Origin of the sequence: Ligilactobacillus acidipiscis DSM 15836 (genome assembly GCF_001435755.1) — a bacterium.
GTDB classification, from domain to species: Bacteria; Bacillota; Bacilli; order Lactobacillales; family Lactobacillaceae; genus Ligilactobacillus; species Ligilactobacillus acidipiscis.
In genome coordinates, this window is the sequence record NZ_AZFI01000049.1 from 1 (window position 1) to 11,448 (window position 11,448).

At 40.1% G+C, this 11,448-nt stretch carries 12 protein-coding genes and 1 tRNA gene; 4 read left to right on the forward strand and 9 right to left on the reverse strand.

Translation table 11 applies throughout. The features are described from left to right. Nucleotides 1–38: 38 nt before the first annotated feature. The 3 genes from FC65_RS05030 to purB form a co-directional block, all read right to left on the reverse strand. Entirely contained in the window at nucleotides 39–1,400 is a 1,362-nt protein-coding gene (locus FC65_RS05030; protein ID WP_056971791.1) for an MATE family efflux transporter, read from the reverse strand. Nucleotides 1,401–1,610: 210 nt separating this feature from the next. Then, nucleotides 1,611–2,492: a LysR family transcriptional regulator gene (locus FC65_RS05035; protein WP_056971792.1), complete on the reverse strand. Its 882-nt coding sequence runs from the start codon at nucleotides 2,490–2,492 to the stop codon at nucleotides 1,611–1,613. A 122-nt stretch (nucleotides 2,493–2,614) separates the two neighbouring features. After that, nucleotides 2,615–3,910 carry an adenylosuccinate lyase gene (purB, locus tag FC65_RS05040; RefSeq protein ID WP_056971793.1) on the reverse strand — a complete coding sequence of 432 codons (1,296 nt, stop codon included), beginning with the start codon at nucleotides 3,908–3,910 and terminating at the stop codon, nucleotides 2,615–2,617. A 316-nt stretch (nucleotides 3,911–4,226) separates the two neighbouring features. On the opposite strand from purB, the gene FC65_RS05045 reads away from it, so the two are divergent. Continuing rightward, on the forward strand, nucleotides 4,227–4,952 hold the full coding sequence (locus tag FC65_RS05045; protein WP_010496443.1) for a deoxynucleoside kinase: 726 nt from the start codon (nucleotides 4,227–4,229) through the stop codon (nucleotides 4,950–4,952). 85 nt (nucleotides 4,953–5,037) lie between these two features. Here the strand turns inward: FC65_RS05045 and FC65_RS05050 are convergent, their stop codons facing one another. After that, nucleotides 5,038–5,241 carry a hypothetical protein gene (locus FC65_RS05050; protein WP_056971794.1) on the reverse strand — a complete coding sequence of 68 codons (204 nt, stop codon included), beginning with the start codon at nucleotides 5,239–5,241 and terminating at the stop codon, nucleotides 5,038–5,040. Between the two features lie 168 nt (nucleotides 5,242–5,409). Continuing rightward, nucleotides 5,410–6,600 carry an acetate/propionate family kinase gene (locus FC65_RS05055; RefSeq protein WP_056971795.1) on the reverse strand — a complete coding sequence of 397 codons (1,191 nt, stop codon included), beginning with the start codon at nucleotides 6,598–6,600 and terminating at the stop codon, nucleotides 5,410–5,412. A gap of 163 nt (nucleotides 6,601–6,763) precedes the next feature. Between FC65_RS05055 and FC65_RS05060 the strand changes: the two genes are divergently transcribed. Beyond that, nucleotides 6,764–7,321, forward strand: coding sequence for a nucleotidyltransferase family protein (locus FC65_RS05060; protein WP_010496448.1), 558 nt, complete (start codon nucleotides 6,764–6,766; stop codon nucleotides 7,319–7,321). Nucleotides 7,322–7,413: 92 nt separating this feature from the next. Here the strand turns inward: FC65_RS05060 and FC65_RS05065 are convergent, their stop codons facing one another. The 4 genes from FC65_RS05065 to FC65_RS05080 all read right to left on the reverse strand — a co-directional run bounded on the left by FC65_RS05065 (nucleotide 7,414) and on the right by FC65_RS05080 (nucleotide 9,184). Further along, nucleotides 7,414–7,752, reverse strand: a complete 339-nt coding sequence (locus FC65_RS05065) for a hypothetical protein (RefSeq protein WP_010496457.1) — start codon at nucleotides 7,750–7,752, stop codon at nucleotides 7,414–7,416. Between the two features lie 64 nt (nucleotides 7,753–7,816). Then, on the reverse strand, nucleotides 7,817–8,266 hold the full coding sequence (locus tag FC65_RS05070; protein ID WP_010496460.1) for a universal stress protein: 450 nt from the start codon (nucleotides 8,264–8,266) through the stop codon (nucleotides 7,817–7,819). Nucleotides 8,267–8,356: 90 nt separating this feature from the next. Beyond that, entirely contained in the window at nucleotides 8,357–8,653 is a 297-nt protein-coding gene (locus FC65_RS05075) for a hypothetical protein (RefSeq protein WP_056971796.1), read from the reverse strand. A gap of 446 nt (nucleotides 8,654–9,099) precedes the next feature. Next, a tRNA-Leu gene (locus FC65_RS05080) sits at nucleotides 9,100–9,184 on the reverse strand. A 310-nt stretch (nucleotides 9,185–9,494) separates the two neighbouring features. On the opposite strand from FC65_RS05080, the gene FC65_RS05085 reads away from it, so the two are divergent. Further along, the gene (locus FC65_RS05085) at nucleotides 9,495–10,391 is read left to right on the forward strand and encodes an alpha/beta hydrolase family protein (RefSeq protein WP_056971797.1); all 897 of its coding nucleotides are present in this window, start codon (nucleotides 9,495–9,497) and stop codon (nucleotides 10,389–10,391) included. Between the two features lie 17 nt (nucleotides 10,392–10,408). Then, the gene (locus FC65_RS05090) at nucleotides 10,409–11,248 is read left to right on the forward strand and encodes an NAD(P)H-hydrate dehydratase (RefSeq protein WP_056971798.1); all 840 of its coding nucleotides are present in this window, start codon (nucleotides 10,409–10,411) and stop codon (nucleotides 11,246–11,248) included. Nucleotides 11,249–11,448 lie beyond the last annotated feature (200 nt).

Genomic DNA, 11,448 nt, shown 5'->3' on the forward strand with positions numbered 1-11,448 from the left:
CTTCCACCCACAAATACTTTACGCTAACTAATTATCTGCTACAATTCAGCAGCTTCATCTTTTTCTTTTTGCCGTCTTCTTAACATCTTCACTGATTGCACATAAGAAGTGATCAAAACTAAACACGACCCGATCCAAGCTAATGGACTAGCGAAACAAGCGCCCGCGTAACCGAAACGTGTTGCCAAGAATAAGGCAGCACCGATCCGCATGGCCAGCTCAGCCAAGCCAGCCAACGTCGGTACAACACTTTTGCCTAAACCTTGAAGAGTATTGCGGAAGATAAATAAGATCGCTAAAAGCGGGTAAAATGACGCATTAACGTTAAAGTAGATCTGGGATAAAGACAAAACGCCCTGGTCCGCATTACCAACAAAAACCGTGACCATGTTTTGTCCAAAGATGATCATCAGTAAGCCGGCAGCAACGCTAAAACCAACTGACATCAAAACGGCCGATTTGACTCCTTTTAAGATCCGGCCATATTCCGCCGCACCATAGTTTTGTGCGGTATAGGTTGCCATTGCAACACCAAAAGAACTCATCGGCAAAGTAGCGATCTGGTCGATCTTACTGGAAGCCGTAGTAGCCGCCACAGCAGTAGTCCCTAAGGCATTCAGTGCTGACTGGATCATGATCGAACCAATGGCAATGATCGAGGACTGAAATGCCATCGGTAAGCCCACGTTCAAATGGCTAGTGATCATTTTACGATCAACTTTCTTAAAATCGACCCAATGGATCTGCAGCAACGGGATCTTCTTAATGATATACAACACACATAAAAGTACCGAGAATAACTGAGCAGCTAAAGTGGCGAATCCAGCCCCGGCAACGCCCCAGTGAAAGACAACAATGAAGAGTAACTCTAGCAAAACATTCAACACGGCAGCGATGATCAAAAAATAGAGCGGAGTCCGACTATCACCCAAACTGCGAATAATATTGGCAAGCAGGTTGTATGCCATTTGGATCCCAATCCCACCGAAAATGATCGTACTAAAAGTCTGTGCGTTATGCTCAATTTCTGCTGGTGTGTTCATCAACATCAAAATATCATGAATAAAATAGACACTTAAAAAAGTTAACACAGCAGTTACTACCAAACTGATCACGATACTTGTCGCAAAGCTTTCACGTACTTTACGATAATCATGCGCACCGAAAAACTGCGCAGTCATGATCGACAGACCAGCAGTCATCCCTTGAGCAAAACCAATGATCAAAAACTGAATACTCCCCGTCGAACCAACGGCCGCCAATGCGTTTACCCCTAAAGTTTGCCCTACAATGATCGTATCAGACAGGCTATACAGCTGCTGAAAAAGATTGCCTATCAAAAGTGGTACGGCAAAAGTTAAAATCAATTTAATTGGACTGCCTTTGGTTAATTCTTTCACAGTAAAATCCCCCCAAATATAACAGAGTGAAGCAAGCCAGGAGAACTCGAGCACTAAGGGACTCAGGCATTATGACCAGTGTTTTTCTGGTCGTAAGACTTGAGTTGATTAGGCGCAGAGTTCTGGCTTGGGCAACTCAACTAATAACAACAGCAAACAAGGATATGATACTTATCCCTGAATTGAAATTCAAATAAAATCATATTTATCTTATTTAGTATAATTTTCCTGGACCCATTGTTGAACCAACTTCAAAAAAGCATGTGTCGATGGCGTTTGCTTGGCCTCATTTTGAGTCACAACGGCAATTACTCTTTTAAACGGTTGCGAAAAAGGATAAACCTTGACGTGCCCAGAAAGATTTTGTAGCGCCAACTCCGGCAAGATACCCAAACCAAGCCCACTTTCTACCATCGCAATAATTGAGGCATCATCAATACTGTATTGGATCGAATTAACAGACACATTATACGCATCTAAAGCCCGCTTCGTTTCACGATCATAATCGATCTGCTGCAGTATAAAAAGTTCATTTTTAACATCTTCTTTAGTGATACTATGCCCATTTTGCGGGATAAAGTCACTGGGAGCAATACAGTAGATCATATCCTCGTGTAAGGGAACAACATTTAGATTTTCATTGATCGGTAAAGCAGAAAAACCAATGTCGAGCCGCCCCAAACGTACCAATTCGGTGACTCTGTTAAAATTGCCCTGTTCAATACTTATATCAATTTGAGGATAATCTTGCTTAAACTTTCGAATGATGTCCGGCAGCCAATTAATACAAACACTACTAAAAGCTCCTAGCCTGATTTTACCGGAACTAAGTCCCTTGATACGATCAGCTTCTTCATGCAACTTTGTTTCGGTATTTAAAATTTCCTGCACGATCGGTAAGATCCTCTCGCCGTCTGGGGTCAAAGTGACTCCAGTCCGATTGCGAATAAACAAAGGAAAGTCCAGTTCATTCTCAAAACCAGCAATCGAGTGACTGATCGCAGAGGGCGTAACATTCAACGTTTTGGCAGCGGAAACAAACGTCTTTTGCCGGGCGACTTCACTAAACGCTTGGTAAGCGAACTCTGTCATTTAAAACTGCTCCTTTCAACATTAAAAATTAAAGTACACCCATTCAGTGGACCAGTCAAACGATAACTCCGACAAATAGAATTTTGTCTGACCAGATACTCCACAAGGTGTACTTTAGGAAACTATTTTAAACCTACCCGTTCAAAAATCTCATCAACTCGTCTTAAATGCCAACGATAGTCAAAAGCATCATCTAAAGTTGCTTGGTCTAATCTATTAGTAATTTGCGGATCCTCTTCCAGTAATCTTCTAAACGGTATCTGTTCATCCCAAGAGCGGGCAGTTTTCGGCTGTATCAAGTCGTATGCTTCTTCGCGACTCATGCCTGCATCGATCAACTTCAACAAAACACGACCACTATAGATCAAGCCGAAAGTCTTATCCATATTCTTCTTCATATTTTCTGGGAAAACCGTCAGATTTTTGATGATTTTACCAAACCGGTTCAACATATAATCTAACAAGATCGTTGTATCTGGCAAAATGATCCGCTCAGCTGATGAATGCGAGATATCACGTTCATGCCATAAAGAAACATCTTCATAGGCTGTGAGCACATGGCCGCGGACGACCCGCGCTAAACCACAAATATTTTCCGAACCGATCGGATTACGTTTATGCGGCATAGCAGAAGAACCCTTTTGTCCCTTACTGAAATGTTCTTCAACTTCACGTGTTTCGGTTTTTTGTAAACCGCGGATCTCTGTCGCAAATTCTTCTAAACTTGTTGCGATCAGTCCCATAACTGAGACATATTCTGCGTGCAGATCGCGGGGCAAGACTTGGCTGGAAATTTCTTGCGGACGGATCCCCAAATTTTCACAGACATACTTTTCGATATAGGGATCAATGTTAGCGAAACTACCGACCGCCCCACTGATTTTTCCAGCTTCCACACCAGCTGCAGCATGCTCGAAACGCTCGATATCTCGCTTGATCTCAGAGTACCACCGTGCCAGTTTCAAGCCAAAAGTAGTTGGCTCAGCGTGCACACCGTGAGTTCGTCCCATCATCACAGTATATTGATATTCCTTTGCTTTTTGTGCGATGATCTCTTTGAAATTCTGCAGGTCCTGCCGTAAAATATCGTTGACCTGTTTTAACTGATAACCATAAGCAGTATCAACAACATCAGTACTAGTCAAACCATAATGAACCCACTTTTTTTCAGCACCTAATGATTCAGAAACACAACGGGTAAATGCGATCACATCGTGGTGAGTTTCCGCTTCGATCTCTGCGATCCGATCAACATCGAATTTAGCATTTTGCTGGATCTTTTTAACATCTTCTTCAGGTATCATGCCTAACTTAGACCAACCTTCATCAGCTGCGATCTCAACAGCTAACCAACAATCATATTTAGTTTGGTCATTCCAAATAGCAGCCATTTCCGGACAGGTATATCTTGAAATCATTCGTTTTTTCTCCTCTTTTTATGAAAGTTTCTTTGTTTTGTTAAGCTTTACAGGGTCAATTATACAGTTGAATCATGGATCGTACCAGTTTTAATTCAAATTTTCTAAACTTTTTAATCATCTTTGATCGGCAGCTGCATTTAATTCCAGCTTAAGATTGAAAACACCTTTTGGTCCATGTAAAATAGATATGCGTATGAATTATCATATGAACGGGAGAACAAATGAGAAGCAGTTTCTACTAATTACTTCTCATCATCAACAGATCAACTGGTATTTGTTCCTCCGAACTTTTTATAAAAGGAGTTGTCCCAGCTTGATCACTTTAGCCGGAATTATCGGGTCTGGAAAGTCCAGCCTGACCGAAATATTAGCACAAGAACTTGGAACGCGACCATTTTACGAACCGGTGGAAGACAATCCGGTCTTACCTTTATTTTACCAAGGTAATGAGATTGCCGCCAAACGTCGAGCAGCCGGCGAAAAAAATGTTTCTAATCCTTATGCTTATTTATTACAAACCTTCTTCTTAAATCGCCGTTTTAAAATGATCAAAGAAGCAAAAAAAGGCAGCAATAACATCTTAGACCGTTCGATCTATGAAGATGCAATGTTTATGAAAATGAATACAGCGATGGGCAATGCCACTGAGATCGAATATTCGATCTACAAAGAGTTACTGGCTAATATGCTTTCCGAACTGCAATACGTTTCCGACGACCCTACTGAAGATCTGATGGTTATGATCAATGTCTCTTATGACACCATGATCAAACGGATCAAGAAACGCGGTCGTGAGTTTGAGCAAGTGGAAACTGATCCAAGCTTAGTCAGTTACTACCACAATTTGTTAGATTATTACAGCGACTGGGCAAACTCGTATGATATTTCTCCTTTCTTGCTGATCGACGGTGACAAGTATGATTTCGTTGAAAACCCTGCTGACCGCAATCTAGTCTTAGATCTGATCGAAGAAAAGCTAGTTGCTTTAAATAAGCTTTCCCCAGCAAGGTACTCTAAACTCAAACAAAAGCGTTCTTAATAAAAACTATGAGAGCTTTATGTTCCAATTAGGACATAAAGCTCTCATAGTTTTTTGTTAATTTCTTTTTTTCTGGTTTGTTTGATCAATCTTCAGCCGCTTCGATTGCTTCTAAAATAGTTTGCAAATTACGGCATTCATTTTGTACGCTTTTGCGTTTTTCATCATAAACCTTCATAAATTCAGAAGCTAGCTTAGAATCATCGACCTGATGACAAACATTGTCTAATTCCATAGCTTCTGCCTCTGCAACTTGATAGTCGCGCAAAATATCAAGCTTGTTGCCCATGACAAAGCCTCCTAAAAATAAATTATAATTTAACGATCCAGAATAATTTACCACTTTTTGAGGCGGTTGTTAACACTTTTATTTTACAAAAATATTACATTTTTTAAGAAATAATAATAGGCTTACAAAGCCCGGCAAATCAAGGCTTCTGCACTGGCAAAAATCTGCTTATTTTTGACTGAGACCCATGACATCACGAGCGATCATAACTTCTTCATCAGTTTGGATCCGCATAACAGTGATCTTGGAATCAGGACCGGAAATAATATTAGTGACTCCTCGTTTCTGATTTTCCTCTTGATCGATAGTGATCCCTAAAAAGCCAAGTCTTTCTAAAATAGCAGCTCTGATCTCATCCGAATTTTCACCAACACCGGCTGTGAAGATAATGCCGTCTAAGCCCCCCATTTCAAAGGTGTACTGTCCAATGTATTTCACCACATCTTTGACCAAGATGTCTAGTGAGAGCTGTGCACGATGATTAGCATGAGCCACTTGCAAAATATCCCGGCTATCCTGTGATACACCGGAAATACCCAATAAGCCGGATTCCTTATTCAGCATATAGATCATTTCGGTCATGGAATCTATATTCAACTTTTCCATCATGTAAGAGATCATAGCCACATCAACATCACCAGAACGAGTTGCCATGGTCACACCAGTCAGCGGGGTAAAACCCATCGAAGTATCAAACGATTTACCGTTTTTGATTGCACAGATCGAAGCACCTGCCCCAATATGACAACTAACCAGTTTAAGGTCTTCTAATGGCCGTCCTAATAATTTAGCTGCTTCACCAGCCACATAGCGGTGACTGGTGCCGTGAGCACCATATCTTCTAACACCATATTTTTCATACCATTCGTAAGGAACACTGTAGATAAAGTTTTCTTCTGGGATCGTTTGATGAAAAGCAGTGTCGAAAACAACAACAGATGTAGCCTGAGGCAAGATTTTCTTGAAAGCCTCAATTCCCACTAGGTTAGCCGGATTATGTAAAGGTGCCATTTCTGCAATTTCGTGGATCTTAGCGATCACGTTATCATCAACGATAACAGAATGATCAAAATATTCTCCTCCAGCGACGACACGATGACCAACACCATCAATTTCTGAATAATCTTTAATGATACGTAATTCTAATAACAGGTCCATCAATTCTTGTACGGCTTCTTTATGATTTTTAATATTATCTTTGCGTTCATATTTTTCACCGCCATGATGCTTAATAGTCACGATCGAGCCCGTTTGACCAATGCGCTCAATTTGCCCAGAAGCGATTACTTTTTCTTCCGGCATGATAAACAATTTAAACTTAAAACTTGAACTTCCTGAATTAACGGCTAATATTTCCATGACAAATTATCTCCTCTAAATTTCTCTTATAAAGCGCTTACTTTAAAATTATACAACGCTTTCAAAATTTCACAAGAGGAAATTATCTCAAAAAGAGATAGCGTGGACCGAAAAAACGCAATACAATGGTAACTGGAAAAATTTCTAGCAGGAGGAACTTAATTTGTACAAGAAAAAATTTTTAGATATTATTTCCCATGATCCAGAGATCAATGAAATATTCAAGATCCTCGAAAAGATGCACCTGCCTGAAGCGACTATTTGCGGCGGTACGATCCGCAACCTGATCTGGAACAAACAAACTGGTCACCAGTCATCACTTAAACTGGGTGATATCGATGTTTATTACAAAAACAGCAATCAATCTTACGAGAACTTCTTGATGACTAAAGAAATCTTAGCTCAAAATCATTCACTTTATTTGTGGAACATCAAAAACATTTGCCTGCCAGCACGGCATCTGAGTCACAGGCGCTTTTATGATTCGATCGAAAAAACCATCGCCGATTTCCCAGAGACTGCTACAAGTGTCGGTATCCAAAAAAGCCGACTCAACGGTTATCATGTAATTGCGCCCTATGGTTTAGCTGATCTTTTTGAGTTACAAGTCAGTCCGACCCCCAATTATGCAGTTGGACAAGCAGGTCATCAACGCTATCAACAGCGACTGACCAATAAAGCATGGCAAACTCGTTGGCCTGAGCTAACTATTAATGACTGACCCGACGCGGTACGTTACTCCAACTGATCTAAACGCAAAACAAAAAAGGTTTTCTCCTTGCAAACGAGAAAACCTTTTTTAGTACTAAATTTTTAACTTGCAGGTTCACCTAGCAGTTTAATAATATCAATATCTATATTATTAACTGAAATAATGGAAACCGTGTAGAGATCCATGAAAAAAGCCAGTTGAGCCAACGTTCCCTTAAAAGCAATAAACACTGAGATGAAAAAGAACAATTGACTTAAAATAGACCATTTTCGCTTATCTGCGGTATACCCTTTCAATTTGCCCTGCTCATCTTGTGACAATCTTTCTGGTTCACGAATTTTTGCTTTGGAACGTAACTTCATCAAGTGGTAATTACGTCGCACGTTATAGATCGTGAGAACAAACAACGCAATATACACTATTGCTGCCCCGAAATTCAATTGTAGATTTGTCTCCTTTCACGTCCAGCATTACCTGGCCATTTTCTCACATCTAACTCGGTGATCACCGTGCAATGATCACATCACAACTAGCAGCACGGATCACATAGTCAGTAACAGCACCAACAAAGACGCGTTCGACCGCATTCAAACCTGTTGGTCCCATAATGATCAAATCGGTCTGGTGATCTTCTGGGAAATCTTTTGCAATAACTGTCCGAGGAGAACCAAAACGGGCATGGACATCAACATCATCAAAGCCCTGGTCTTTAACTCTCTTTTGTAACTCGGACAAGTACTTGTCTACATCTTCAAAAGTCTTATAGACAACATCGCCGCTAGCATTCAACATGCCGGCAAAACTAACAGAAAATTGCTTAAGATCGATCACATTCAAAATGTCTAAGTGTGCGTGGTTTCTTTTGGCAACTTCTACCGCTTTCTTTAAAGCTTTTTCAGCTGCTTCGGAACCATCAACAGGTACAAGGATGGTTTTATACTCTTGTTCTGCCACAGTTGCCACTCCCTTTTTTCATACGAAAATTATCTAATTGATACTTAACTTACTAACGAAAGTATAACATAAAACTGATGAAATGTCTTATTATTTACTACTGTCGATCTTAAGATAGTCACGACTGCTAACGCGGATCATTTCTAAACCAGACATCACTTCACTATTATTTTTTAGATAATCTGCCATGGTATGTAAAAAGTGAGCATAATTATCATCTTGACCATCGTAACTTTCTAATTCCGCCTCACAAGCTCGCTTTAAACTCTTCCATACCAATAAAGCTCTTTGCGGGTCTCCTTGTGACTCCAATTCTATTCCACGTTGAGCCTCATCGCGGTAAATCTTCGCGCGTCCCACTAAATACATTGCATTTATTTCTGCCATACCAATTATTTCCTTTCTCTCCCGAAATGGTTACGTTTTCATAAAATCGTAACGTTTTTATTTAAATTAATCAAATTTAATAATCGTACCAAAAATTATCCATGCTCATTCTTCCACTCAATTCTCGTTCACCTATTAATATCGGTCAATTTCTGAGAATTTATAGTCTCAATAACAAGAAATCCTTAAAAAAACTCGCTAAAAAATTATATATCAGAAGAAATACATAATAATTACGGAATAAGTATAACAATTATTCCTTTTAAAGTAAATAACCTGATTCCTTTATTTATTCGAACAAATGAATTTTGCCCAAATTGATATTAGCAAACTTTCAACCTAAAAGAGACTGCTATTCTTTTTCGTTTATTTTTGATCCATATCCTCATTAACAAAAAAAGACCCACCGCCCACATATGAACGATAAGCCTAACTAACTATCAAAGTGCCACTGGCAGGAGTCGAACCTGTACTTGGATAACCCAAACAGCGACCTGAACGCTGCGCGTCTGCCAATTCCGCCACAGTGGCAAATACCTGTAAATCAGTACCTAACTATCATACAATAATTTGTCCCAAAATAAAAGAGTTTTTATCAAGTTTCTAGTCATGAAACAACAAAAAGCTAATGAAATCTTTAATTTGCCCAAGCAATCATATTAAACGCTGTCTAGCACTATCTTTGTGAATGTGCTTTTATACTATGCCACTGGCAGGAGTCGAACCTGTTGCTGTATTTTTTCAAACTTTCTTTCTTTTCTCATAGCCGTTTGAACGTGTTTGAAATCGTTATTTTTGCTATACTAAAACTGAAGTTCTAACAGAAAGCCGAGGGAAAAATATGTCTAAAGTTACTGCACAAACCATAACGTATATTGACCATTCACGAGATGATCGTCCGTTAAAAACAACGATCTGGTGTCCAGAAAACCTAAACCTAGCTCATGCTGGCACCTACACAGGAGAAAAACATCCACTGATCTTGCTGTCTCATGGTTCTGGCAGCAACCGGATCAGTTTGGCCTGGTTGGCAATTCCACTGGCTGAACAAGGATTTATCGTAGCTTCACCGGATCATTACGGCAATACGTTTAATGATCCACTGCCTGAACAATTCAAACGTTACTGGGAACGACCTCGCGACCTATCTTATTTATTATCGCAACTTTTGCAGCACTATGGTCCCGTGATCGACCAAAAAAAAATCTATGGCATTGGTTTCTCACTAGGAGCTTACTCAGTAATGGCAATTGCCGGCGTGAACGTTGATCAAAATCTGATCAAAAAACAAGAAAATGAAACTTTACCCGCAGACGTCGTGAATCAGATGCCTGTATTTGGCAAACTGACCAAAAAAGTTGTTGAAGCAGATCCAGCAGAAGTTCCCACTGATTTAAAAGACGAGCGCTTTAAAAAAGTTGTCGCACTCTCCCCTGCTTTAGGTACGGGCATTGATTCTACCCAACAAACAAAGAATGTTGATATTCCAGCATTGATCATTGCACCTGGCGGAGATCAAATCGCACCGATCGCACAAAATGGTCGGATCTACCATAAATTTTTGCCCCAAGCCATCTATCGTGAACTCCCAGCAAATGTCGGCCACTTTATTTTCTTGCCCGTCAAAAAAAACTATGCAGCTGCTGACGCATTCTGGTATCAAGACGCGCCTAGTGTAGACCGACAACAGATCCAACAAGAAACTATCACCGCAGTGAAAAAATTTTTGTTAAGTTAACAATTGGAGGTAATATTTTGAAGAACTTAACTAAAGAAATACTGACAGTCATAAAAAAACGCCCAGCTAACAGTCACAAGGGCAACTACGGCCGTGTTGTCACAGTGGGCGGCACTCAGCAGTATGGCGGTGCTATTTTGATGTCAACTTCAGCAGCCGTCCATGCTGGAGCGGGCTTAGTGACTTGTGCTACAGCTCCAGAAAACTTGACTGCCTTGCATTCCCTGGTACCGGAAGCCATGTTTGTTGATTTCACAGACGAAAAAACGGTCAATTCTGTTCTCCTTGGAGCAAATGCGATCGTAGTCGGTCCAGGGTTAGGAACAGATAAGACATCACTTTCGATCGTCAAGAATGTTTTTGCAAATGTTAAACCAGAACAATACCTGATTATTGATGGTTCAGCAATCACTTTGCTTTCACAGGAAAATAGTTTGCAAGAGGCCTTACCTAATGCTCATATTATTTTCACACCCCATGAAATGGAGTGGCAAAGACTTTCAGGTATTAAAATTGCTAAGCAAACAGAAGAAAATAACCGTCAGATTCAAGAAAAACTTAATGCAACAGTTGTTTTAAAAAAGCATCATACAGAAATTTATGCACCTGGTGCAGAAACTGTCCATCTGCCAATTGGAGGGCCTTACATGTCCACCGGCGGCATGGGAGACACTCTGACCGGAATCATTGCTGGATTTATGGGCCAATTTGCCAACCAGGATCCGCAAAAAGCATTGGCTGCTGCCCTTTACACTCATAGTGCCATTGCTGACGAATTGGCAGAAAATTCATACGTTGTTTTGCCAACAGACATTATTGGACAATTACAAGAATTTATGAAAAAACAAGTGCGCTAATTTTCTTGTGTATAATCAGGTAACAAAAGCCCCCCTTTTTTGCAGGGGCTATTTTAATAGTTCCTTGTTAATTCCCCCCCCCTTATTTATCAGTCTAAAATAAAAAGTCTATTAAATTAACTTTTCCCAGAGTCTATTACTAGCTTATGGATTCTAAATTCACATTCTTTTGATGGCAGATTGCAAGAAATAACTTGAAC